Below are 24,024 nucleotides of genomic sequence, written 5' to 3'. Positions count from 1 at the left end.
GGAATCCGTGCGCGCGCCGCGCGGTCGTTCGCTGTGCGCGTAAAGGGCGTGCCAGCTGGTCGAGCACGGGCCGCCCACGTCACGCGCCGATTGTCCGCGCGTAACGTTAGAGGCATGACTGACTTCCCGTTCGGATTCTCGAACCGTGACGACGATGACCCGCGCAAGCGCGGCGAAGAGCCGAACGGTCCCGGGGCGAACAATCCGTTCGGCTTCCCGATCGGCGGCGGCGCGGCCGGATTCGATCCCGCGCAGCTCGGCCAGATGTTGACCTCGCTCGGTCAAATGCTCAGTGGCATGGGACAACCCGGCGGCGCGTCCGCGGGTCCGGTCAACTACGACGTCGCCAAGCGTCTGGCGCGCCAGCAGCTCGGCTCGGCTGTGACGCCCGTCTCGGCGAGCACCCAGCAGGCGGTGGCCGACGCGGCGCGCCTCGCCGAACTCTGGCTCGACGACGCGACGACGCTGCCCGCGGGCGCGACGAAGACCGTGGCGTGGACGGCCAACGACTGGATCGAGGAGACGCTGTCCACCTGGAAGCGGTTGTGCGACCCGGTCGCCGAGCAGATCTCGGGCATGTGGACCGCGCAACTACCCGAGGAGGCCAGGGAATTCGCCGCGCCGATGGTCGGCATGCTCGGCCAGATGGGCGGTCTCGCGTTCGGCTCGCAGCTCGGCCAGGCGCTCGGCCAGCTGGCCAAGGAGGTGCTGACCTCCACCGATATCGGTCTGCCGCTCGGCCCGACCGGCACCGGCGCGCTGCTGCCCACCGCGATCGCGGAGTTCAGCGCGGGCTTGGAACAGCCGGAGAGCGAGATCCTGGTGTTCCTCGCGGCCAGGGAGGCGGCCCACCAGCGGCTGTTCGCGCACGTGCCGTGGCTGCGTCAGCAGGTGCTCGGCGCGGTGGAGGACTACGCGCGCGGCATCAAGATGGACTTCTCCGCGCTCGAGCAGGCCGCCCAGGGCATCGACCCGATGTCGCTGACCGACCCGTCGAAGCTCGAGGAGATCCTGGCGCAGGGCGCGTTCGAACCGCAGACGACACCGGAGCAGAAGCAGGCGCTGGAACGGCTCGAGACGCTGCTCGCCCTGATCGAGGGCTGGGTGCAGGTCGTGGTCACCGACGCGGTCGGCGACCGGCTGCCCGGCGCGGGCGCGCTCGCCGAGACGCTGCGCCGCCGCCGCGCTACCGGCGGGCCCGCCGAGCAGACCTTCGCCACGCTGGTCGGCCTGGAGTTGCGGCCGCGCAAGCTGCGCGAGGCCGCGCAGCTGTGGCGGCGGCTGACCACCGACGCGGGTATCGACGCCCGCGACGGCGTCTGGGCGCATCCGGACCTGCTGCCCGACTCCGAGGACCTGGACACCCCCGCGGGCTTCATCGACTCGGTCATCGGCGGCGGAACGACCGCGTTCGACGACCCGCTGGCGCAGCTGGCCGAGACCGAGGCGCGCGAGCGCGCGGAGGCCGAGGGCGAGGGCGGCGACGGACCGGACCTGAACAAGGGCGACGACAAGTCCTGAGAATTCCCCTGTGAACAGCGCGAATTCCTGTGGATAACCACCGGTTTCGCGCCCGTTCGCGTGGGGCGTGGTGCGCATACTGCTTGCCATGACCACGTTGCGCCCGCAGGGCCCGATGCTGCATCCCCGGGTGACGATCCTCGTTCGCCCGTCCGGGGTGGTCCAGCTCGGCTGGGATCCGGAACGCGCACTGCTCCTCGAACCGCCGGAGCTGGACACCCAGGCCGTGCTCGGCTTCCTCCGTCTGCTCGATGGGCTGCGAACGCGGCCGCAGATCCTGTGGCAAGCGGGCCGCAACGGCGTCGCCGCCGAACGCGCCGTCACGCTGCTGGAGGAGATCGATGCCGCGGGGCTACTGGTGCAGCCGCGAGATCGTCCCGGCCCGATCCGCGCGGTGCGGGTACACGGCCTCGGCCCGCTCTCGGACGCGATCTCGGCGGGATTGCGCCGCGTCGGCATCCGCCCGGTGCGGTCGCGCGGGGACGCACCGGAGGCCGTGGTCACGGGACCGCGCGCCGACGATCTCGTGGTGCTCGCCGACACCGTGGTCACCGACCCGCGTCTGGCGAGCGAACTTGTGCTGCACCGCATTCCGCATCTCCCGGTGCGCGTGCGCGACGGAACGGGTGTCGTCGGTCCGCTGGTCCTGCCCGGCGAGACCAGCTGCCTGCGCTGCGCCGACCTGACGCGGGTCGACTACGACGCGGAGTGGCCCCACCTCGCCGCCCAGCTGCTCGGCCGGGTCGGGCACGCCTCGCCCGCCGCCATCGCGGCGACGGCGGCGCTCGCGCTCGGCGAACTCGAGGCGATCCTCGACTGCTCGCCGCGCCGACCTCCCGCGACGCTGGACGCCACGCTCGAGTTGGACCTCGATTCGCACCTGCTCCAGCGAAGGTACTGGGCGCCACACGCCGCCTGTGGTTGTCGCACGATCGGCTCGGGAAGCGCAACGTGAGATCGAAAACTCGCAATTGCCATGGCAAAGCTCCGGGTGCTTCGGCCATGATGGGGAGGTGTCTGAGATCGTGCGCCGTAGCTCGTCCCGAAACGCCAAGTTAGCCAAGATTCCGCTGGGTATCGCCGGTCGGGCCGCCGTCGGCTTCGGCAAGAGGCTCGCGGGCGGTGACAAGGGCGAGATCAGCGCGCAGCTGAACCAGCGGGCCGCCGAACAGCTTTTCACCGTGTTGGGCGAGCTCAAGGGCGGCGCGATGAAGTTCGGGCAGGCGCTGAGTGTGATGGAGGCCGCGGTTCCCGAGGAGTTCGGTGAGCACTACCGCGACGCGCTGACCAAGTTGCAGGCCGCCGCACCGCCGATGCCCGCGGAGACGGTGCACCGGGTGCTGGATCAGCAACTCGGCACCCAGTGGCGGCAGCGCTTCCGTTCCTTCGAGGACGCACCGTCCGCCTCGGCGAGCATCGGACAGGTGCACAAGGCGGAGTGGTCGGATGGTCGCACCGTAGCGGTGAAGGTGCAGTACCCGGGCGCCGACGAGGCGCTGCGCGCCGACCTCAAGACGTTGTCGCGGATGACCGGCCTGATCTCCTCGGTGATCCCCGGCGCGGACGTCAAGCCGATCCTGGCCGAGATCACCGAGCGCACCGAGGAGGAGCTGGACTACCGCAACGAGGCCGCGAACCAGCGTGCGTTCGCCAAGGCCTTCGATGGACACCCGGAGATCGTGGTGCCGAAGGTGGTGGCCTCCGCGCCGAAGGTGATCGTGACCGAATGGCTCGAGGGAACTCCGGTGTCCCAGATCATCAAGGCGGGCGCCGACGATCCCGAGGGCACCGTGACCCTGCGCAACCGGGTCGCGCTGCTGATGGGCCGTTTCCACTTCTCCTCGCCCGAGACCGTCGGACTGCTGCACGCCGATCCGCATCCGGGCAACTTCATGGCGCTGGCCGACGGCAGGCTGGCCGTGATCGATTTCGGCGCGTGCGCGCCGCTGCCCAACGGTTTCCCCGAGATTCTCGGGCGGATGCTGGCGATGGCCGTCGAGGAGGACTACGACGGGCTGACCCAGTTGATGTACGACAACGGATGGGTGATCCCCGGCCGCACCGTCACCCATAAGGAAATCGCCGACTATCTGCGGCCGTTCGCCGATCCGATCAAGACCGACTCGTTCCACTTCACCCGCCGGTGGATGCAGCGCGTCGCGGGCAAGGCGACCGACTTCACCAGCGCGGAGATGAAAACGGCTCGGGCGCTGCAACTTCCGGCCGAACACGTAATGATCTTCCGGGTACTCGGCGGCTCGGTGGGCATCCTGGCCCAGCTGGACGCCGAGGTGCCGTTCATGCAGCTGGCCGCGACTTGGCTGCCCGGCCTGCGCGACGAACGCTCGGCCAGCTGACCGGCGCGAAAAACACTCCCCCACAACGCAAACGGGCCGCCCACCTGATCTCGAGGTGAGCGGCTCGTCTGCTTTCTCGTTCCTGGGCCCGGCTGGGATCCGGATCGGACGGTTGGGCCTCAGCGACCGGAGGGAGGAGAGGCCAGGGCCCGGCTCTCACGCCGGAACCGCGACCTTGCGCGGACGACCGCGCGGACGCTTGCGGGCGATCACGACACCCTGGTCGAAGATCTCACCGCCCCATACGCCCCAAGGCTCGCGCCGATCGATGGCCGCGGTCAGGCAGCCCTTGCGGATCGGGCAAGACGCGCACAGCGCCTTGGCCTGCTCCAGCTGGCCCGGGCTCTCCGCGAACCAGAGATCGGGATCTCCGGCTCGACAGGGCAGGACCTTGGTGACCTCCCGGGTGACAGCGGTGGCCTGCGGCCAGCTCTCTGCGGGGAACACGTTGTTCTCCTTCAGTTCGGTTTGCAGCGGTTCGTTAGTTGTCCACGAAACCGGTGGCAAACGGCTGAAGGGCCGCTTAAAAGTACTGGCCACGGTTTCGCTTCGTGCGAGCCGTGGCCAGGAGGTCTGGGGTGGGTCCCCTACCTAGGTCGACACCTGTGTCGATTCCTGATCACGGTCGCTGGGTGTGCGGTGCGGAGGCGTGCTGCCGGCAGCAGATCGATGTCTGCCATGGGCTCGGCCACCGGCTCATAGCCGGCTTCGCGAGCGACGACGCCGACGGCCGCATTGGCGGTCGGCTGCCAGCCCCCGCTGGGCTTGTCCTGGAGAAGGGTGTGAATCGGCCGATGCGCCGGCGAAATCGTCGCCGGCGTACCAAAACCGCACACACTTACCGAGGACAGACCGATCCCCTGCAAAGCGAGGATCCCCCGGGAGGCCGACATGGACATATCGACCGCAACGCCGATGGCGCCGAAGTTGTTGATGCCGTTCATTGGTCTGCCTCCCTCCTGTTCTCGTTGTGTCGTTCAGTTTCGCGCGCCGGAATGCCCTCCCGGTGCGTGATTCCCACCATATGCAATGTCGACGGAACCGACAACCTATTTTCTACCTGCGGTTTTGTGATGTCGACCGGACTCGCGACGCGACGATCGCGAGCACGTCGGCACCGTAGTCGACGATCTTCTTCGCCCCGATGCCCGGGATCGCTTCCAGTGCACGGTCGTCGGCGGGCAGTTGCTCGGCGATCGCGGTGAGCGTGGTGTCGGTGAACACCACGAACTCCCGAACCCGCAGTGCCTCGGCCTTTTCGGCGCGCCACTCCTTCAGCGCCGCCAACAGCGCCGCGTCCAGTTCGGCGGGGCAGCGACGGCAACGGCCCAGCATGGTGGCGTAGGTGCCGATCAACGGCTTCGCGCAGACCCGGCAGGACGGGCGTATCCCGTTGTGCTCGGGACGCCCGGTCGACGCCGCGATCCGCGACGCGGGGGAATCGTCGGGCACCAGACCGTTGAGGAAACGGGAACGCCTGCGGGTGCGCCTGCTGCCCTCACCGCGCGACAGCGCCCAGGACAGCCGCAGATGCTCGCGCGCCCGTGTCACGCCCACGTACAGCAGCCTGCGTTCCTCTTCCAGCGCGGCCTGATCGCCGACCGAGCCGTCGTCGGCGAGCGCGTGCGCGATCGGCAGCGTGCCGTCGGCGAGCCCGACCAGGAAGACCGCGTCCCACTCCAGCCCCTTGGCCGCGTGCAGCGAGGCGAGCGTCACGCCCTGCACGGTCGGTGGGTGCCTGGCCTCGGCGCGGGCGGCCAGCTCGCCCAGCAGGCCGGGCAGCTCCAGGTCGGCGTCGTGCTCGACCAGTTCCTCGGTCAGCCGGACCAGCGCGACCAGCGACGACCACCGCTCGCGGGCTTGCGCGCCCGCGGGTTCGGTCGCGGTCAGGCCGACCGGGGCGAGCACCGCCCGAACCAAGGTGACCAGGGCCGCACCGCGCCGGGACTGATCGGGCAGATCATCGCGGGCGGCGGCCTGGCGCAGCGCCTGCACGGCCTGCCTGACCTCGGCGCGCTGGAAGAATCCCTCGCCGCCGCGCACTTGATAAGGAATGCCGCGCTCGGTGAGTGCCTGCTCGTAGGCCTCGGACTGGGCGTTGATGCGATAGAGCACGGCGATCTCCGCCGCGGGGGTGCCCGCCGCGATCAGCCTTTTGATCTCGTTCGCGACGCCCGCCGCCTCGGCCGGTGCGTCGTCGTACTCGGTGAACTCCGGCTCCGGACCGTCCGGGCGTTGGCCGATCAGCTGGAGCCGAGTGCCCGCGATGCGGCCGCGCGCGGCGCCGATCACCCGATTGGCCAGCGATACCACCTGCGGCGTCGAACGGTAGTCGCGCTCCAATCGGACGACTGTAGCGTCCGGGAAACGCCGCGAGAAGTCGAGCAGGTAGCTGGGGGTGGCGCCGGTGAAGGAGTAGATCGTCTGGTTCGCGTCGCCGACGACCGTCAGATCGTCGCGATCACCGAGCCAGGCGTCGAGCACCCGCTGCTGGAGCGGCGTGACGTCCTGGTACTCGTCGACGACGAAACTGCGGTAGCGACCGCGGAATTCGTCGGCGACGGCCGGGTAGTCCTCCAGCGCGGCGGCGGTGTGCAGCAGGAGATCGTCGAAATCGAGCAGCAGGCCGTCCGCGGACGCCTTCAGCGACTCGTAGCCCGCGTAGACCTCGGCCACCCGCGCCGCGGCGTACGGCGGCTCCCGGTGCTGCTTGGCGGCCGCGGCCGGATAGTCCTCCGGGGCGAGCAGCGAGGACTTGGCCCATTCGATCTCGGTGAGCAGGTCGCGGACGCTCTCGGTCGCGGTGCTCAGCCCGGCCCGGTGCGCCGCCTGCGCCACCACCGCGAACTTGCCATCCAACAGCCGCCACGGCACGTCGCCGACGACCTGCGGCCAGAAGTACTTCAACTGGCGCAGCGCCGCGGCGTGGAAAGTCCGTGCCTGCACTCGAGTCGCCTCGCCGCCGAGACCGAGCGCGCGCAACCGGCCGCGCAACTCGCCCGCGGCGCGCGCGGTGAAAGTGACCGCGAGCACCTGGTCGGGCTTGACGTGCCCCGCCGACACGAGATGCGCGATGCGATGCGTGATGGTGCGGGTCTTGCCGGTGCCCGCGCCCGCGAGCACGCAGACCGGCCCGCGCGGCGCCCGGACGGCGGCGGCCTGTTCGGGGTCCAGGGCGTCGAGGTCGATAGCGGGCACGGGCACCATCATGGCAGCACGGTCCGACAACCGGCCGCCGCCGTCCGCACCCGCGAAATACCGGACATCGTGGAACAGGACGAGGTAGTACAGCGTTGAATGGATCCGTGACTGACGTGAACCCCGTTCTGACCATGTACTCGACCACCTGGTGCGGCTACTGCCGCAGGTTGAAGAAGCAGCTGGACGAGTCCGGTATCAGCTATGTCGAGATCGATATCGAGCAGGACCCGGCCTCGGCCGAGTTCGTCGGCAGCGTCAACAACGGCAATCACGTGGTGCCGACGGTGAAGTTCGCGGACGGCTCGACGGCGACCAACCCGTCGTTGGCCACCGTCAAGCAGACCCTCGCCGCCCTGGCCTGACGCTCAGTCCAGCGCCGCCCACGATTCGACGATGGTGCGCGCGATCGAGATGGAGCCGGGCAGCAGCAGTCGCACGCCCTCGCGCTGGCCGGACCAATCCCCGGCCGCGAGCGCCTCGCGCACCTCGGCCCTGGTGAACCAGTGCGCCTCGGCGATCTCGCCGTCGGAGAAGGTCAGCGGCTGCTCCGGGTCGGCGACCGCGGCGAAGCCGAGCATCAGCGACCGAGGGAACGGCCACGGCTGACTGCCCAGGTAGTGGATGTCGCGGACGTCGAGGCCGACCTCCTCGCGCATCTCGCGCGCCACACAGCGCTCCAGCGACTCGCCCGCTTCGACGAAACCGGCGAGCAGCGAGAACAAGGTATTCGGCCAGGCGTGCTGGCGAGCGAGCAGCACCCGGTCGCCGCCGTCGTGGATCAGGACGATGACGGCCGGGTCGATGCGCGGGAACTCCTCGTGACCGCTCTCGGTGACCCGCGACCAGCCGCCCTTGGCCGCCGACGTCGCCGAACCGTCGTACGCGCTGAAGGCCGACTTGTCGTGCCAGTTCAGCAGCGCCATCGCGGTGGAGAGCAGTCCGGCGGTGAAGTCGTCCAGCTCGCCCGCGACGACGCGCAGGTCGGTGAGTTCGCCCGTGAGTTCGTTGTCGCGGACCGCCCACAGGTGCCTGCCCTCGGCGACACCGAGGAACACCGCCGCCGGATTCGGCTCGGCGGACAGCTCGACGGCCGCGTCCAGTACCAGCGCACCGCCCTCGAAGCGCACCTGCCCCCGCCGGGTGATGCGGAGCAGCCCGGCCTTGGCCCACCCCTCCTCGAGCGCTTTCTCGTCGGCGCGGATCTCCTCGGCTCGATCGACCGCGGCGCGGGACAGCAGGGGGATGGCGTTCAGCTGAAATGACACGCTTCGAGACTACTTCCGGACGGCGTCACTTCGCCGTGCGGCGGATGTAGAGCAGCTTGTCGCCCGCCTCGATCGCGTCCACCTCCGGCTCGCCGACCCGGATCAGGTCGCCGTCGCGCACCACGCCGAGCACGATGTCGCTGAGATGCCTTGGCGAGCCGCCGATCTCGCTCGGCTCCACCTCGCGCTCGGCCACCGCGAAACCCTGCTCGGGGGTGAGCAGGTCTTCCATCATCTCCACCACGGTCGGTGTGGTGGTGGCGATGCCGAGCAGGCGGCCCGCGGTCTCGGAGGACACGACCACCGAGTCGGCGCCGGACTGGCGCAGCAGGTGAATGTTCTCGGCCTCGCGGATGGCGACCACGATCTTGGCCTTCTTGTTCAGCTCGCGGGCGGTCAGCGTCACCAGCACCGCGGTGTCGTCGCGGTTGGCCGCCACGATCACCGACGCGGCGTTCTGCACGCCGGCCAGTCGCAGCACGTCGGACTGAGTGGCCGAGCCGTTGACGGTCACCAGGCCCGCGTTGGCGGCGCGCTCCAACGCGACCATGTCGGTGTCGACCACCACGATGTCGGCGGGCTGCACGCCGTCGCCGAGCATGGCGTCGATGGCGGTGCGCCCCTTCGTGCCGTATCCGACGACCACGGTGTGATTACGCACGCTGCGCCTCCAACGCTGAATCTTGAATGACTGGCGAGATCGTTCGGTCAGCACGCTGATGGTGGTACCGACGAGCACGATGAGAAAGAGGATGCGCAGCGGGGTGATGATGATGATGTTCGCCAGCCGCGCCTCGGGCGAAGCCGGGGTGATGTCGCCGTAGCCGGTGGTGGACAGCGACACCGTCGCGTAATAGAACGAGTCCAGGAAGGACAGTTCGCCGCCGGTGTTGTCGCGGTAGCCCGCCCGTCCGAGATACACCACGGTCGCCGCGGTGAACAGCAGTGCGATGGCGAACGCGATCCTGCGGCTCAGCGAAACCCATGGACTGATCTGCGTCTCCGGAATGCGCAGCACACCGACCAGCGCGAAGTCCGGACGGGTCGACAAGCCCACCCTTGCGCGGTCTCCGAAATCACCGAGCATCGCACTCACCCGCTCGCCCGTTCGCCGCGGTCTTCCTCCGGCACTGTTTCTCCCTCCGGCACAGCACGGGAGCCTACCGGGTCCGCGTCGCACCGCTCGGACTCGACGCGAACACTCGGTGAATGCCAGGGTGACTACCCATGGCAGACATTCGACCGACCACCGACGAGGGCCGACGGCCCGCGCTGCTACTGGCAGCCTTACTGTTCGGCGCCGGAGTGATGCACTTCGTGGCGCCCAAATTCTTCGACGCGACGATTCCCCGTGCATTGCCCGGCCGGGCGCGCGACTACACCTATGTCTCCGGCGTCGCCGAATTCGGTGTGGCGGCCGCGCTCGCGGCGCCGCGCACCAGGCGGCTCGGCGGACGACTCGCCGCGCTGCTGTTCGTCGTCGTGTTTCCCGCGAACGTGCAGATGGCCGTGGACGCGGCCCGCAGCGAGAAGGCGTCTCCCGCGCTGAAGATCGGCACGCTGCTGCGGCTGCCGTTGCAGATTCCGCTGGTCACCACGGCGTGGAAAGTCGCGCGCCGTAGCCGATAGTGCCGAGTCAGTCGTCCTGTCTGACCGGCGCGGCCGAGCGGATGAGCTCGGCCAGTTCCTCTGGTCCGGGCAACTCCGCGGGAGCGATGGTGCGCCCGGAGCGCACGTAATGGAAAGCGGCGCCGATCGTGTCGAGCATCTCGTGTTCGGTGCCGCCGTGGCGCGCGGCCATCAGGCGGGCCCAGGCCAACCGGTAGATGGCCAGCTGCATGGCCACCGCGGGTTCGTCGGCGGGTCCGGGTTCGGCGCCGGTCTTCCAGTCGACGACGGTCCAGCCGCCACCGGGTTCGGCGAAGACCGCGTCCATGCGGCCGCGGATCACGGTGCCCGCGATCGAGGTCTCGAAGGGCACCTCGACGTCTAGCGGACTGCGGTGCGCCCACGGCGAATTCAGGAACGCGTCCTGCATCCTGGCCAGTTCGGCGTCGACGCTCGCGTCGTGCGGATCGGGTTCGCCCGCGCCGGGCAGTTCGTCGAGCCCGATCAGCCTGGTGCCCGCGAACCAGCGCTGCACCCAGGCATGGAACGCGGTGCCGCGCCGGGCCAACGGATTCGGCGGGTACGGCAGCGGACGACGCAGCCGCCGAGCCAGTTTCGCGGGATCGGCGCGCATCTCCACCAGGGCGGTGGCGGGAATCTGACCGGGCAGTTCCACCTCTTGGGCCGCGGCGAGGCTCGCCTCGTGCTCGGCGAGCAGCGCGTCCACGTCGGCGGCCCAGCCCTCCGGGTCGTCCGGGTCGACCGCCTCGTCCACCGGCGCGAACTCGTCCGGCGGCGGCTCGAAGTCGTCGGGCGGTGGGGCGAAATCGTCCTCGGGCGAGCGGAGTTCGTCGATCGAGAACAGTGCGCCCGGTTCGGCCTCAAGCACCGGCGCGGCTGCCTCGGACGGCGCGGCGGATCGCTCCTGTCGCGCGGCGGTAGTCCGGGCTTCGGCGGGCTTGGCGCGCAGGTCCGCGAGTGCGGTGCGGACGAGGGCGGCGCCCTGCTCGATCGGGTCGCGGCGCGGGCCGAGCGGATCGCGCGGCCATTCGGCGGTCGCCGGATTGTCGGTGAACGGATTGGCCGCGTCGACCTCGGGCGGATCGTCCCACCTCGCGATGTCGAGCACGCCGAAAGCGGGCCCGTCGGCCGACTCGCTCGCGTTCTTCAGCTCCAGCAGGAAGTCCGATGGCCCCTTGGGCGTCGAGCCGGTCTCGGCCCAGTGGTGCGCCGAAACGAGCAACACCCGTTCGGTTCTGGTGAGCGCGACGTAGAACAGCCGCCGTTCCTCGTCGAGACGCCTGCGGTCCAGCGCGCCCTTGTGCGCCTTGATGGCGGCCTCCAGGTCGGCCCGGTCGTACAGGTCCGACAGGTCGAGCACGGGCACGCCTTCGGCGGCGTCGTCCTGGATGCGGTCGCCGCGCAGCGAGGTGGGCAGCTCGGCCAGCGCGCCGAGCCACGTCGCCGAGGCGGCGCCCGAGGGGAAGACGCCGCGCACCACGTGCGGAACCGCGACGATCTCCCATTCCAGCCCTTTGGCCGCGTGCACGGTCAGCACCTGCACGCGGTCCTTGGCGACCTCCACCTCGCCCGGCTCCAGCCCGTTCTCGACCGACTCGGCGGCGGCGAGGAAGGCGAGCAGACCGCTCAGCGTGGCGCCGGTGTCGGCGGCGTAGCCCGCGACGACCTCGGCGAACGCGTCCAGGTGTTCGCGTCCCGCTCCAGTACCGGCCATGGCGCGGCGGGCTTGGGTCTCGACGCCGACGCCGATGGTGCGCTCCACATCGGCCACGAGTTCGACCAAGGGCTGGCCGCTGCGTTCGCGCAGTGCGGCGAGTTCCTTGCCGAGCGCCTCGATGCGGGCGTAACCGGAGGCCGAATAGTTCTCCGGCGGACCGGGATCGGCGATCGCGTCTGCCAGACCCGCTTGCTCGGCCGGTTCCGGGGCCACCTCCCGCAGCGCGGCGGCGAGCGCGGCGCTGTCGGTGATCTCGTCGTTCGCACCGCCGGAAAGTCTGCTGATGGACAGCTCCCGCGCGCGCTTGGCGAGCGCGGCGAGATCGGCGACGCCGATGCGCCAGCGGGCGCCGGTGAGCACGCGCACGGCCGCGCTGCCCGCGGCGGGCTCGGCGATCAGGCGCAGGGTGGCGACGATGTCGGCCACCTCCGGTGTGGCGAGCAGGCCGCCGAGACCGACGATCTCCACCGGAAGCCCTTGATCGCGTAGCGCTTCCGCGAGTGGAGACGCATCGGCGTTGCGGCGCACCAGGACCGCCGAGGTCGGCGGCGGCTCCCCCGCCGCGTGTCGCGCGGACCATTCGGCCGCGATCCGCTCGGCAACCCAATCGCGCTCCTCGGCAACGGTTTCGGTCAGCGCCACCGCGACGACGCCCGGCTCGGCATGGGGTTTGGCGCGCAGCGCGTCGACGGTCACCCCGCCCGCGTCGAGCGCGGTGCGGCGCAGCGGCCCGGCGACCAGGTTGGCGAGGGCCAGCGCCTCGGGCGGATTGCGCCAGCTGGTCAGCAGCGGGAGTATCGGCGCGGGCACGCCGGGGGCCAGCGGAAAGTCGGTGGCGAAACGGGGCAGGTTGGCGGCCGACGCGCCGCGCCAGCCGTAGATGGACTGCATCGGGTCGCCGACCGCGGTCACCGCCAAACGCCGTGCTGCGCCACCTGTTTCGGGCCGCAGCTCGGAGGCCGCGGGCGCTTCCCCACCGAACAGCGCCGCCAACAGGATGCGCTGGGCGTGGCCGGTGTCCTGGTACTCGTCGAGCAACACCAGGCGGAACCTGCGTCGCTCGGCGGTCGCCACCTCCTGGTGCTCGGCGGCCAGCCGCGCCGCCAGCGACATCTGGGCGCCGAAGTCCAGCGCACCACGGCGGCGCAGCGCGGCGGCCAACTGGTGGACCAGCGGCAGCAACGCCACCCGCTCGCGCTGCACCTGCACGATCGACAACAGCGCCTGGCTCGGCCCGCCACGCTGACGCGGACCCGCTGGCAGGGTGTGCACGAGCTTCTCCAACTCGGTGTGCGCCTCGGCCAGCTGTTCGGCCTCCACCAGGTGTTCGGCGAGCTGACCGGAGAGCGCGAGCACCGCCTCGGTGACCGACACCGGTGTGCGATCGGTGTCCAGGTCACCGTCCCAGGCCCGCACCACCTGGTGCGCGAGCTGCCACAGCTGCGTCTGAGTGAGCAGCGTGGCCGACGGCTCCACCGGAAGCAGCAGGCCGTGCTCGGTGAGCAGCCGACCGGCGTAGGAGTGGTAGGTGCTGATCTCGGGTTCGGCACCGGAAAGCTGGGCGCGCAACTCCCCCGACGCGTCCAGATCACGCAGCAGCTGTGAACCCGCCAGCCGGGCCAAGCGGGTGCGGATGCGAGCGGTCAACTGCTGCGCGGCTTTTCGCGTGAAGGTCAGGCCGAGCACCTGGTCGGGCAGCACCAGCCGATTGGCCACCATCCACACCACGCGCGCGGCCATGGTCTCCGTCTTGCCCGCGCCCGCGCCCGCCACCACCAGGGTCGGCCCGGGGGGCGCGGCGATCACCGCTGCTTGTTCGTCGGTCGGGGGTGGCAGGCCGAGCGCCTCGGCGATCCGCAGCGGCGACACCGCGGGGTGACTCACTCGTCGGTCACCTGCCTTCCGGTGTCCTGCACCGGGCAGCTGCCCGCGACCGCGCAGTGACGGCAACCGTCGTTGCGCATGGCGAGGTAGCTCGGGCCGCGGGTGGACGCGGCGGCGTCGTGGATGGTGTCGCGCCACTTGTCCAGCGCCCCGCTGTCGAGCGGCTCCTGCATGCGCTGGGTGGCGCCCTCCTTGCTGCTCGGCTTGGCCACGTACACAAGACGGGCGCCACCCGGTTCGCCGACGGTTTCCGTTGGCGCCGTATCGTTCTCGGCACTCGATCCGTCCAGCGCGCCGAGCGCGGCCGCCACCTGGTAGGTCGCCAGCTGCGCGTGGTCGGCGGCGGCCTGCTTGCTGATCGGCGTCTTGCCGGTCTTCACGTCGACGATCACGAAGCGGCCCATGGCATCCCGCTCCAGCCGGTCCACCCTGCCCTTGATCCGCACCGGCGGTTCACCGTCGCCGCGCGGCGCGAGCACGGTGTCGACGGGCACCTCGACCCCGACCTGGGTGAGTTCGCCACGGGTGTTGCGGATCCAGGCCAGGAACGTCTCCAGCATGGCCTCGGTGCGCCGCAGCTCCTGGCGGGAATGCCAGCCGGTGCCGGGATCGATGGCCTGCCAAGCCCGGTCGAGCGCCGCGCGCACCTGCGCCTCGGGCACCTTGCCCGCCAGCGCCTGCACGAGCGTGTGCACCAGGTTGCCTTTGACGGCGTGCGGGTTGTCGCCGTCGGTGCCGCCGTGCCGTTCCAGCGCCCAGCGCAACGGACACGTGCGCAGCAGCTCCACGGTGGACGGCGACAGCGCGACCGCGGTCTCCTCGTCGTCCCACAGCGGACGCAGGGAGCTGAGTTCGGCTGTGCCGTACCACTCCTCGGGATGGGTGCCGCGCACACCGGCGTGCGCCAACCGAGCCAGCTGGTGCGCGGCCCTGCGGCGACGCTCCGGGTCGGCCTCGGCGTCGCAGACCACGCCCCGCAGCTCGGCCACCAGCGAGTGCATGACGAGGGCGCGGCCAGGATCGGCCACCGGCAGCACACCGGCCTCGGTGTCGTCGTCGTGGCCGAGCAGCTCGGCGAGGAAGCGCGAGGGCACCAGATCTCGCTCCCCCGAGACGGATTCGACCGCCGTCACCAGCAGCGAACGCCGGGCCCTGCTGCACGCGACGAGCAGCAGCCTGCGCTCCTCGGCGAGGATCGGCGCGGCGCGGCTGACCTGCTCGCCCGCCAGGCCGATGCCCGCGCCGAGATCGACCAGATCCTCGGTGTGCAGCAGGGTGCCGCGCGGCCTGGGGTTGGGCCAGATGCCTTCCTGGACGCCCGCGACCGCGACCACGTCCCACTCCCGGCCCGCCGCGGCGTGCGCGCTGAGCAGGGCGACCGCGTCACCCGGCGCGGTCAGCGGGGCGGTGTCCTGCGGAATCTCCTGCTGCACAAGGTATTCCACAAAACCTTCGATACCGGCCCTGGGAATACGATCGACGTAGGCGGCCGCGGCGTCGAACAGGCCGACTGCGGCGTCGAGATCACGGTCGGCCTGCATGCCGACCGCGCCACCGCGTTCGGACTGGGCGACCCAGCGCCGTTCCAGGCGCGAGGCGGTCCACAGCGCCCACAGCACGTCCTCCAGACCGGTGGCCCGCCTGCGCGCCTTGCGGCCGCGATCCAAGGCGTCGAGCACGCGGCGCAACGGGGCGGCCTCGACGTCGGTGAGGCGGTCGAGCAGTGCGCGATCGCCGATGCCGACCAGCAGGTCGCGCAGGACCTCGGCCGAGGACTGGTCGAGCGGGCTGGGATGTGCTACGTCGCTCGTGGTTTCGCCGCTGCTTGCCGCGCCGTCACGATCCGAGGTGGGCCGGTCCTGGCCGGGACGGCTCGGCGTGGAGCTGTCGTCCGCGTGCTCGGCGACCTCCAGGCCCCATTCGAGATCGGCTTCGCGCCACTCGGATTCGCTGACGATCCAGTCGGGGTCGACGGCGGACCACTCCGTGTCGTCGACGTCTGGATCGCCATCGTCCGGCGGGAACTCTTGCGGCAGTGCGGAGTTCGTTGCCATGTGGGTCCGGGTGTCGGCGGGGCGGCGTACGTTCGACGGGGGCACGTCATCTCCCGACCGCCCGCCGAGCGCCAGCGCATCGTCTGGCGAGTCCTGACGCACTGCCGAGTCCGACGATGGCGCGTCCTCCGACGGACCAGTGTCCGACGGCGGCGCGTCCCCCTGTCGGGGCATTTCGTCCAGCCACAGCGCGTTGTCCGGTGACGGCGCGTCGTCCGGCGGAAGCGAACCCGGCGCCAGTGAATCCGGCGGCGCCTCTTCCGGCGGCAACGCCCCATCGGGCAGCGCATCGTCCGGCGGCGCATCGTCGGGCGGCGGCGCATCGTCCGGCGGCGGCGCATCGTCCGGCGGCGGCGCATCGTCCGGCGGCGGCGCATCGTCCGGCGGCGGCGCATCGTCCGGCGGCGGCGCGCCCTCCGGCAGCGGCACCTCCTCCGACTCCACCGCCGCGGCCCACGCCTCCCCCTCCGCGCGCTTCGCCGACCTACGCTCCACCTCCAGCACCGCGCGTCGAACACCGCGACGCAATCGCCGCAGCGTGATCTGGTCCGCGCCGCCCAGCGGACCGGAGAGCAGATCTAGCGCGTCCTCGGCGGAGAACATCTCCTCCCCTGCCCGGCGCGACCGTTCGCCCGCGAGCAGCGCGCGCAGCGCGAGCAGCATCCACGCCGCGCCGCGCCGCCGCGCCAACGGCACATCCAGCGCGGGCTGCCGCACCGGCACGCCCGCCGCGAGCAACGCGCGCCGCAGCGGAGCCAGCGAGAGCGGCACGGAGCGGACGATCACGGCCATCTCCGACCACGGCACCCCACCGGTCAGGTGGGCGCGCCGCAAATGGTCGGCGATCAGCGCCGCCTCCTTGGCGGGCGTGGCGAGCACGCGGACACGGACCGCGGCGCCGTCGTCCGCGGGCGCCGACGCGCGGTCGGGCAGCGGAAAGCGTTGCGGCGCACTGCCGGGCAACCTGGCCGCGACCCTGGCGACGGCCAGCTGCACCTGCGGGCCGGACCGGTGGTTGTGCCGCAAGACGATGCGCCGTTCCTCCGGCCCACCGGGGTCGGCCGCGAACCGCGGGTCGGCGCCGCGGAAGGCGAAGACGCCCTGATCCGGATCGCCCGCGACCACCGCGCAGTGCGCCGCCGCCCCGATGACGCGGACCAGCAGCGCCGCCTGTGGATCCAGATGCTGCGCGTCGTCGACCAGCAGATAGTCGATCCTCGACCGTTCGGCGGCAAGCAGGTTCGGGTCGGCGGCCAGCGCGTCCAAGGCCGCGCCGATCAGCTCCGCGGCGTCCAGCGCGGGTGCGGTGGCCTCGGGCGCCTCGACGCCGACCGACCAGCGCAGCAGCATGGCCTGCTCGTAGCGCTGTGCGAAGCGGCCCGCCGCCACCCATTCCGGCTTGCCGTGCTCGCCGCCGAGCGCCACCAGATCCTCCGGGCCGATGCCGCGCTCGGTGGCCCGCAGCATGAGGTTGCGCAACTGCTCGGCGAACCCGGCGAGGCCGAGCGCGGGCTGCAATCGCTCCGGCCACAGTCCGGTCGCGCCGTCGGCGATGTCGTCGAGGTCGCCGCGCAGCATCTCGCGCAGCACGGCATCCTGCTCGGCACCGGTCAGCAAACGCGGCGGCGGATTACCGTGCGCGGCGGCGTGCCTGCGCAACACCGCGAAGGCGTAGGAGTGCAGGGTGCGCACCAGCGGCTCTCTCGTCGCACCGGGGACGCCGCCTTCGCCGTCGGGTCCGGTCCCGCTCAGCCGCGCGGTGATGGCGTCGCGCACGGTTGCCGCCGCCTGCTTCGAATGGGTGAGGAGCAGCACCGATTCCGGATCGGCTCCGGCCGCGATACGCGCGGCGGCGAGGTCGGTGAGCAGCGCGGTCTTGCCGGTACCCGGTCCGCCGAGCACCTGCCACGGCTGCCACCCCGGGCGCGCGGGAGCGGGACCCGCCATGGCCTCGAGCAGTGGGCGCACGTCGGCGCCCCAGAGCCGCGCCCGGGGTGCCGTTGCGTTCCGGCGAACAAGTCGCACCGCGCTATCCGATCGCACCACGTCGGCTATTGCAACAGACGGGGCCGACACGCCGCAGGCCCGCTCCGGCCGGACGTTGTCCACGTCACGGCCACCTCCGCGACACCGGGGCGTCGACCACCGCCGACCACCGTCCGGGATGACGTGCCGCGCCCCACCCGACAGAATGGCCCGGTGTCGACTCTCCACGTTCACCGCTTCGGTCCCGCCTCGGGACCGACCGTGCTCGCCCTGCACGGGCTCACCGGGCACGGGCACCGCTGGGCCGCGCTGGCCGCCGAGCACCTGCCCGAGGTCCGCGTCGTAGCGCCGGACCTGCGCGGACACGGCCGGTCGACATCGCTGCCGCCGTGGGATTTCGAGACCATCGTCGCCGACCTCGTCGAACTGCTCGCCGCCGAGGCCGACGGGCCGGTGCTGGTGGTGGGCCACTCCTTCGGCGGCGCGGTCGGCGTGCACCTGGCCGCACGGCACCCGGAGCTGGTGCGCGGGCTCGTCCTGCTGGATCCCGCGATCGCGGAGGACGCGGGCCTGCTCTCCGACATCGCGGCGCGGACCGTCGAGTACCCCGACTACGCCGACATCGAGCACGCGCGCAGGGACAAGCTCGCCAGCGCCTGGCACGACGTCGAATCCCGGCTGCTGGAGGCGGAGCTGGCCGAGCACCTGGTGCCCACCGAGAACGGCAGGGTCGGCTGGCGGCTGAGCCTGCCCGCCGTCATCTCCTATTGGGGTCAGCTGGCGCGTGCGTTCGTGCTGCCGCCCGCCGAGCTGCCCACGGTGCTCGTGCAGGCGATGAAGGTGCAGCCGCCGTTCGTGACGGCCGAGTTCCGCGCGGCCCTGGCCGCCCACCTCGGGCCGCGGCTGACCGTGCACGAATTCGACTGCGACCACATGGTCGCGCAAGCGCGTCCGGCCGAGACCGCGGCCCTGATCCGCGCAGCGCTTTAGGGGGAATGCGCCGTGCCGACTTCCGACGCGCAGATCGAGCTGGTGCGCGAGCTCGTCGCGAGCATTCCGCCCGGCATGGTCGCCACCTACGGCGACATCGCAGCGGCGGCCGGGCTCTCGACCCCGCGCACGGTCGGCTGGATCATGCGCACCGACGCCGCCGACCTGCCGTGGCACCGCGTGCTCCGGGCAGGCGGCAAGCCCGCCGCGCATCTGGCCGACCGTCAGTTGCGCCTGCTCGCCGCCGAGGACGTGCCGATCGAGGACGGCAGGGTGAATCTGCGTGAGGCGCGTTTCCGGTTTCCCGAAGTTCGGGATGCGCCAAGGCGTTAACGTGGAATCATGTCCACCCGCCTGGTGTGTGTCGTCTTCGATGCGCAGCGGCCGCGCGTCGTCGCGGAGTTCTGGGCTCAGCTGCTGGGCTGGTCGGTGACCGTCGACCGGCCCGACGAGGTCGACGTCGCCGCGCCCGACCCGGACGGCCTCGACATCGCACTGACCTTCCTGCCCGCGCACACCGCGAAGAGCGGCAAGAACCGTCTGCACCTCGACCTGGCGAGTCGCTCGCTGGACCACCAGCGGGTCCAGGTGGACCGGGCGCTGGCGCTCGGCGCGCGGCACGTCGACATCGGTCAGGGCGGCGTGCCGTGGGTGGTGCTCGCCGACCCCGAGGGCAACGAGTTCTGCGTGCTCGAGCCGAGAGAGCAGTACGTGGACACCGGCGCGGTGGCGGCCATCGTGGTGGACACGCTGGATCCGGCGCGGCTCGCCGCGTTCTGGTCGACCGCCTCGGGCTGGCCGGTCGCGCACTGCGGCCCGCGGTTGGCGGGTCTGCGTTCGGCGACGGGACTCGGGTCCTGGCTGGAGTTCGTCCGCAACCAGGACGCGAAGCAGGGACGCAACCGGTTGCACCTCGATCTGACGGCGTTCCCGACCGACGATCCCGCCGCCGAGCTGGCACGGCTGCGCGAAGCGGGCGCCACACCGGTCGACGCGGGCGAGTTCGGCGGCGTCCCTGGCATCGTGCTGGCCGATCCCGAGGCCAACGAGTTCTGCCTGCTGCGCCGAGCGACGGACCTCTCGCGCGTCTGAGCTACCGCCGGGATCGCCCCGGCGACGGCCTGCGTTCCCCTGCCGGAGCACGTCCGAATTAGCATTTCGGACATGGTGTACCTCGGTGCGGAGCCCGTCCGGTGACGGCCGCCGACGCGATCGTGCTCGCGGGCGGGCGGGCCAGCCGCATGGGCGGGGTCGACAAACCCGCGATCGTGATCGGCGGCCGGTCGATGCTGGACGCGGCGCTCGCCGCGGTCGCGGGCCGCGGCCGCACCGTCGTCGTCGGGCCGCACCGGCCGGAGCTGAACCCGGAGATCCGGCAGGTGCGCGAGGTGCCGCCGGGCTCGGGTCCGGTGGCCGCGGTCGACGCCGGATTGCGCGCGCTCGCCGGTTCCAGGGCGCCGCTGGTGGTGGTGCTCGCCGCCGACATGCCCTTCGTGACGCCGGGAACGATCACCGAATTGCTCAGGCACGAAGCGGAATCCGGCGCCGAGGCGGTGTTCGCCGCGGACGAGTCCGGCCGCCCGCAGTATCTGATCGGCGTCTGGCGCCGCTCCGCGCTCAATGCCGCACTCGCCGAGCTTGATTCGCTGATCAACCAGCCGATGAAGGCGCTGGTGCCCGCCGACACCGCGATCGTCGGGCTGTCCGGCATCGCCGACTGCGACACCGAGGACGAGGTGCGCCGGGCCAGGGCGCGGGCCGCGGACACCACACCGCTGACGCTCGACGAGGCGCGAAACACGCTGCGCGACGGCCTCACCCGGCTCACCCCCTACCGGACGGACCTGCCGAGCGTGCGCGGCGCCGCACTGGCCGCGCCGCTCACCGCGGCCGAGGCGCTGCCGCGCTTCGACGTCTCCGCGATGGACGGGTACGCCGTCGCCGGGGACGGGCCGTGGCGGTTGCGCCGCGACATCGGCTTCGCGGGCGGGCAGCGCCCGGTCGGGCTGCTGCCGGGTGAGGCGGTGCGCATCGCCACCGGCGCGCACGTGCCCGACGGCACCACCACCGTGGTCCGTGACGAGTTCGTCCGAGTGGGCTCCGACGAAACCCTGCACCGCATACCGGAGACGCCGATTCGCGACGACATCCGCCGCCGCGGCGAGGACCGCGGTCCGGGCGACCTGGTCGCGCCGGAGGGCACACGGGTGACCGCCGCGCTGATCTCGGCGGCCGCCAGTGTGGAGGTCACCGAGGCCGTGGTGCGCGGGCCCGTCCGCGCACGCGTCGTGATGACCGGCGACGAGATCCGGAGCGATGGCCCGCTGCGCGCCGGCCAGACCAGAGACTCGATCGGACCGATCCTGCCGGATCTGCTTGCCGGGTCGGGCATTCGGACGGTGGACCGGGTGCACCTGCGCGACACACCCAACGGCTTCGACGAGGTCCTCGCCGCGTCCACCGACTGCGACCTGCTCGTCATCGTCGGCGCGACGGGCGGCGGCGCGGCCGATCAACTGCGCGGCGCGATCGCGCGCGCCGAGGCCCGAGTGCTGGTGCCGCGCTTGCGACTACGGCCGGGCGGGTCCACCATCGTCGCCGAAACTCCCAGCGGAACAACAATTCTCGGACTGCCCGGGAATCCGTTCGCGGCCGTCGCCACGCTGCTCGCGCTCGTGCCCGCCATCGTGGCGGGACGCACTGGCGCACACCAGGACCGCCCGCTGACCGGCCCGCTGCACAATGCCGCCGACGTGTCCGGACCGGTCACCCGCATCGTGCCCGCCCGCATCGCGCCGACCGGGGGCTGGATCGGCGATCCGACGGTGCGCACGGCCCATCTGGGCGGTCTCGTCGACCGCGACGGGCTCGTCGTCGTCCCCGCCGAGGCATCCGACGGCATTTCCGTGGAATTCCTACTTCTGCCGTTCTGAAAATCGGCCACCTACCGGGGGGTCTCGACATATTTTCACTTTCCCCTTCCTCGAGTGATGTGCGATCGCTATGGTGTTGTCGTTAGGCGAAATCAAATCACTTCGGAAAGGACCGAGTGGAGATGGCTGAAAAGTCGAAGAAAACGCCTAAGAAAATGCCCAAGCAGATGCCGCGGCAGCAGCAACAGCAGCGCCAGGAGCAGGACCAGAGGGGCATGAACCGAGCCGGGCGGGACCGGATGCCCGAGGACCAGCGGGAGCAGGACCGGCGTCACGGCCAGAACTGAATGCTTTGAACTGCGTCTGCCGGTTTCTGCGGAACCGGCAGACGCGGTTTTCTTTTCGTAGTGCTCACTAATTCATTCGGGTGTTACCGCGCACGAGTTCCGCGCACGTCGCGCCAAACCCTGGTCAGCTCCGGCTTTACGGCCGTCTACTGTGCAAATGGCTGTTCACCCCGCGGCGCGCGGTTACGAATCCTTCGGCGGCACCGTCGGTCGCACCACTGCCGACTCGACCCCCGAGTGGACCTACCCGCCCGCGGCGCCGCAGGACGCGCCCAACATCGTCGTGGTGCTGGTCGACGACATGGGGTACAGCGACATCGGACCGTTCGGCTCCGAGATCGAGACGCCGACGCTGGATCGGCTGGCCGCCAATGGCATCCGCTTCACCAACTACCACACCACGCCGCTCTGCTCGCCCTCCCGCGCCTCGCTGCTGACCGGAATCAACGCTCATCGAGCCGGTTTCGGCTTCGTCGCCAACGCCGACCCCGGCTACCCGGGACTGCGGCTCGAGCTGGCCGACGATGTGCTTACCCTGCCGGAGATCCTGCGCCACAACGGGTATGCCACCTACGCGGTGGGCAAGTGGCATCTGGTACGCGACGCCACGATGAACCCAGCGGCACATCGCGAGCCGGGTTACGAAGCCGCCGAATGGAATTCGCTCACCGACGACGAGCGCCGCCGCTTCGCCAGGTACATGGAGGTCTACGCCGCGATGGTCGACAGCATCGACCAGAGCGTCGGCCGCATCCTCGACACCCTCGAACAGCTCGGCGAGCTGGACAACACGATCGTGGTGTTCACCTCCGACAACGGCGGCACCGCCGAGGGCGGTCCAGAGGGCACCCGCAGCTATTTCGCCGAGTTCGCGCACATCGACGACCCCGACTGGATCGGCGACGTCCCGCACGACGAGGAGCTGATCGGCACCGAACGGCTCGGGGTGCACTACCCGCGCGGCTGGGGTCAGGCCTCCAACACACCGTTCCGCTTCTACAAAGGCCAGACCTTCGCGGGCGGCGTCCGGGTGCCGCTGCTCGTGTCGTGGCCCGAGGGACTGCCGCGCGCCGCGACGGACAACGGCATCCGTCACGAGTACGCCTACGTCACCGACCTGGCTCCGACTCTGCTGGAGCTGGCAGGGCTGGTGCGGCCCAGCGTGCGCAACGGCCTGCCCGCCAAGGATTTCGACGGCGTCTCGGCCGCCGAGCTGCTGCGCGACCCGTCGGCGCGGACCCGCCACACCGAGCAGTACTCGGAGATGACCGGGCATCGCGGCTTCTACCGGGACGGCTGGAAGCTGCTGTCGCTATACGAACCCGGCGCCGACATCGACGCGCCGAACTGGCAGCTGTTCGACGTCCGCGCGGATCCCACCGAGCTGCACGATCTTTCGGGGCTGTATCCGGAGAAGGCGGCCGAGCTCGCCGCCGCGTGGGACGAATCGGCCTGGGCCAACACGGTTTTCCCGTTGTTCACCCGTCAGGATCTCGCGATCCGGCGGCCCGAGGAGGCCCGCTTCGCCGCGCCGGTGCGTGTGCTGCCGGGCACTCCGACGCTGGAGCGCTACCGCTCGCAAAGGTTGATCGCCTACCGCGACTTCGCGATCACCGCGGAGCTGGGCGGCTACCGGCCCGGAGACGAGGGCGTGCTGGTCGCGCACGGCGATCCGCTCGGCGGGTACCTGGTCTACCTCGAGGACGGACGGGTCGTGCTCGGCGTCGACAGCTATGGCGATTACGCCGAGGCCGCCACCGAACCGCTCCCGCCCGGCGTGCGGCGAATCACCGTCACCGCCGCCGTGCGGCCCAGGCTGCGCTGGGATTTCCGCGTCGAGGTCGCGGGCGGCCCGAGCGCCGAACTGCGCGACCGGGTGCAGCTGGTGGGCATGTCGCCGTGGACCGGCATTTCCGTCGGCGTGGACGCGCGCGGCCCGGTGTCCTGGGATCTGCGCGAGCGCCGCGGCCCGTTCCGCTACACCGGCGACCTGCGCGCGGTCACGTACACACCCGGCCCGATCCAGGTACCGCGACAAACCATCGACGCGGTGGAGCGCGAGGCGGAGTTCGCCGCCGAATGAGAAGCGCGGCAGCACAGCGCCTTCCGGGCCCGGCCATTACCTCGCGGGTAATCGACGCGCGACGCGGGCGGCGATACGTTCGGCGCACCGCTCGCCACGCAGCGGCCCGCCGCGTCG

Annotated in this window: 18 protein-coding genes; 11 read left to right on the top strand and 7 right to left on the bottom strand. The window is 71.2% G+C overall.

All coding sequences use genetic code 11. The features are described from left to right. Positions 1-114 precede the first annotated feature (114 nt). The 3 genes from AB0H49_RS30625 to AB0H49_RS30615 all read left to right on the top strand — a co-directional run bounded on the left by AB0H49_RS30625 (position 115) and on the right by AB0H49_RS30615 (position 3,878). A complete protein-coding gene (locus AB0H49_RS30625) occupies positions 115-1,521 on the top strand; it encodes a zinc-dependent metalloprotease (protein WP_357256271.1) in 1,407 nt (468 codons plus the stop codon). A gap of 88 nt (positions 1,522-1,609) precedes the next feature. Further along, on the top strand, positions 1,610-2,476 hold the full coding sequence (locus AB0H49_RS30620) for a hypothetical protein (protein WP_357256270.1): 867 nt from the start codon (positions 1,610-1,612) through the stop codon (positions 2,474-2,476). Positions 2,477-2,534: 58 nt separating this feature from the next. Continuing rightward, complete coding sequence (locus tag AB0H49_RS30615; RefSeq protein ID WP_357256269.1) at positions 2,535-3,878, top strand: AarF/UbiB family protein; 1,344 nt, start codon at positions 2,535-2,537, stop codon at positions 3,876-3,878. Positions 3,879-4,034: 156 nt separating this feature from the next. Here AB0H49_RS30615 and AB0H49_RS30610 read toward each other — a convergent pair whose 3' ends face one another. From AB0H49_RS30610 to AB0H49_RS30600, 3 genes are all read right to left on the bottom strand, one after another. Beyond that, a complete protein-coding gene (locus AB0H49_RS30610; protein ID WP_355003898.1) occupies positions 4,035-4,325 on the bottom strand; it encodes a WhiB family transcriptional regulator in 291 nt (96 codons plus the stop codon). Positions 4,326-4,465: 140 nt separating this feature from the next. Then, entirely contained in the window at positions 4,466-4,822 is a 357-nt protein-coding gene (locus tag AB0H49_RS30605; RefSeq protein ID WP_357256268.1) for a hypothetical protein, read from the bottom strand. 112 nt (positions 4,823-4,934) lie between these two features. Next, positions 4,935-7,088, bottom strand: a complete 2,154-nt coding sequence (locus AB0H49_RS30600; protein ID WP_355003900.1) for an ATP-dependent DNA helicase UvrD2 — start codon at positions 7,086-7,088, stop codon at positions 4,935-4,937. 122 nt (positions 7,089-7,210) lie between these two features. On the opposite strand from AB0H49_RS30600, the gene AB0H49_RS30595 reads away from it, so the two are divergent. Beyond that, a complete protein-coding gene (locus tag AB0H49_RS30595; protein WP_067789586.1) occupies positions 7,211-7,441 on the top strand; it encodes a mycoredoxin in 231 nt (76 codons plus the stop codon). Between the two features lie 3 nt (positions 7,442-7,444). Here the strand turns inward: AB0H49_RS30595 and nudC are convergent, their stop codons facing one another. Further along, positions 7,445-8,344: an NAD(+) diphosphatase gene (gene nudC, locus AB0H49_RS30590; protein ID WP_355003901.1), complete on the bottom strand. Its 900-nt coding sequence runs from the start codon at positions 8,342-8,344 to the stop codon at positions 7,445-7,447. 25 nt (positions 8,345-8,369) lie between these two features. Beyond that, positions 8,370-9,431, bottom strand: coding sequence for a potassium channel family protein (locus tag AB0H49_RS30585; protein WP_355003902.1), 1,062 nt, complete (start codon positions 9,429-9,431; stop codon positions 8,370-8,372). 140 nt (positions 9,432-9,571) lie between these two features. Here AB0H49_RS30585 and AB0H49_RS30580 point away from each other — a divergent pair, with 140 nt between their 5' ends. Then, entirely contained in the window at positions 9,572-9,973 is a 402-nt protein-coding gene (locus AB0H49_RS30580) for a hypothetical protein (protein ID WP_355003903.1), read from the top strand. 7 nt (positions 9,974-9,980) lie between these two features. Here AB0H49_RS30580 and AB0H49_RS30575 read toward each other — a convergent pair whose 3' ends face one another. Together AB0H49_RS30575 and AB0H49_RS30570 are read right to left on the bottom strand one after the other, a co-directional pair. Next, positions 9,981-13,574 carry a UvrD-helicase domain-containing protein gene (locus AB0H49_RS30575; RefSeq protein ID WP_357256267.1) on the bottom strand — a complete coding sequence of 1,198 codons (3,594 nt, stop codon included), beginning with the start codon at positions 13,572-13,574 and terminating at the stop codon, positions 9,981-9,983. Beyond that, the gene (locus AB0H49_RS30570; RefSeq protein ID WP_357256303.1) at positions 13,571-17,575 is read right to left on the bottom strand and encodes a PD-(D/E)XK nuclease family protein; all 4,005 of its coding nucleotides are present in this window, start codon (positions 17,573-17,575) and stop codon (positions 13,571-13,573) included. The genes AB0H49_RS30575 and AB0H49_RS30570 overlap by 4 nt, the downstream gene beginning before the upstream one ends. Positions 17,576-17,827: 252 nt before the next feature. Here AB0H49_RS30570 and AB0H49_RS30565 point away from each other — a divergent pair, with 252 nt between their 5' ends. The 6 genes from AB0H49_RS30565 (at position 17,828) to AB0H49_RS30540 (ending at position 23,907) form a co-directional block, all read left to right on the top strand. Then, a complete protein-coding gene (locus AB0H49_RS30565; RefSeq protein WP_357256266.1) occupies positions 17,828-18,604 on the top strand; it encodes an alpha/beta hydrolase in 777 nt (258 codons plus the stop codon). A 12-nt stretch (positions 18,605-18,616) separates the two neighbouring features. Beyond that, on the top strand, positions 18,617-18,937 hold the full coding sequence (locus AB0H49_RS30560) for an MGMT family protein (RefSeq protein ID WP_355003907.1): 321 nt from the start codon (positions 18,617-18,619) through the stop codon (positions 18,935-18,937). Between the two features lie 9 nt (positions 18,938-18,946). Then, on the top strand, positions 18,947-19,696 hold the full coding sequence (locus tag AB0H49_RS30555) for a VOC family protein (protein WP_357256265.1): 750 nt from the start codon (positions 18,947-18,949) through the stop codon (positions 19,694-19,696). A gap of 101 nt (positions 19,697-19,797) precedes the next feature. Beyond that, positions 19,798-21,537, top strand: a complete 1,740-nt coding sequence (locus tag AB0H49_RS30550) for an NTP transferase domain-containing protein (protein ID WP_357256264.1) — start codon at positions 19,798-19,800, stop codon at positions 21,535-21,537. Between the two features lie 122 nt (positions 21,538-21,659). Then, positions 21,660-21,824 (top strand): hypothetical protein, encoded by a 165-nt coding sequence (locus AB0H49_RS30545; RefSeq protein ID WP_157107903.1) that lies wholly within the window; start codon positions 21,660-21,662, stop codon positions 21,822-21,824. Positions 21,825-21,981: 157 nt separating this feature from the next. After that, on the top strand, positions 21,982-23,907 hold the full coding sequence (locus AB0H49_RS30540; protein ID WP_357256263.1) for a sulfatase-like hydrolase/transferase: 1,926 nt from the start codon (positions 21,982-21,984) through the stop codon (positions 23,905-23,907). Positions 23,908-24,024: the final 117 nt, after the last annotated feature.

The sequence above is a fragment of the Nocardia sp. NPDC050713 genome (assembly GCF_040654315.1).
GTDB lineage: Bacteria > Actinomycetota > Actinomycetes > Mycobacteriales > Mycobacteriaceae > Nocardia.
The sequence above is the reverse complement of the archived record's forward strand: the minus strand, read 5'-3'. Positions and strand labels throughout refer to the sequence as shown.

Bases quoted from the DNA above. Each gene is read 5' to 3' on its own strand.
- AB0H49_RS30540 (WP_357256263.1), top strand. From the start codon at position 21,982: ATGGCTGTTCACCCCGCGGCGCGCGGTTACGAATCCTTCGGCGGCACC.
- AB0H49_RS30595 (WP_067789586.1), top strand. From the start codon at position 7,211: ATGTACTCGACCACCTGGTGCGGCTACTGCCGCAGGTTGAAGAAGCAG.
- AB0H49_RS30545 (WP_157107903.1), top strand. From the start codon at position 21,660: ATGGCTGAAAAGTCGAAGAAAACGCCTAAGAAAATGCCCAAGCAGATG.
- AB0H49_RS30620 (WP_357256270.1), top strand. From the start codon at position 1,610: ATGACCACGTTGCGCCCGCAGGGCCCGATGCTGCATCCCCGGGTGACG.
- AB0H49_RS30570 (WP_357256303.1), bottom strand. From the start codon at position 17,575: ATGGCGGGTCCCGCTCCCGCGCGCCCGGGGTGGCAGCCGTGGCAGGTG.
- AB0H49_RS30580 (WP_355003903.1), top strand. From the start codon at position 9,572: ATGGCAGACATTCGACCGACCACCGACGAGGGCCGACGGCCCGCGCTG.
- AB0H49_RS30605 (WP_357256268.1), bottom strand. From the start codon at position 4,822: ATGAACGGCATCAACAACTTCGGCGCCATCGGCGTTGCGGTCGATATG.
- AB0H49_RS30600 (WP_355003900.1), bottom strand. From the start codon at position 7,088: ATGATGGTGCCCGTGCCCGCTATCGACCTCGACGCCCTGGACCCCGAA.
- AB0H49_RS30555 (WP_357256265.1), top strand. From the start codon at position 18,947: ATGTCCACCCGCCTGGTGTGTGTCGTCTTCGATGCGCAGCGGCCGCGC.
- AB0H49_RS30625 (WP_357256271.1), top strand. From the start codon at position 115: ATGACTGACTTCCCGTTCGGATTCTCGAACCGTGACGACGATGACCCG.
- AB0H49_RS30585 (WP_355003902.1), bottom strand. From the start codon at position 9,431: ATGCTCGGTGATTTCGGAGACCGCGCAAGGGTGGGCTTGTCGACCCGT.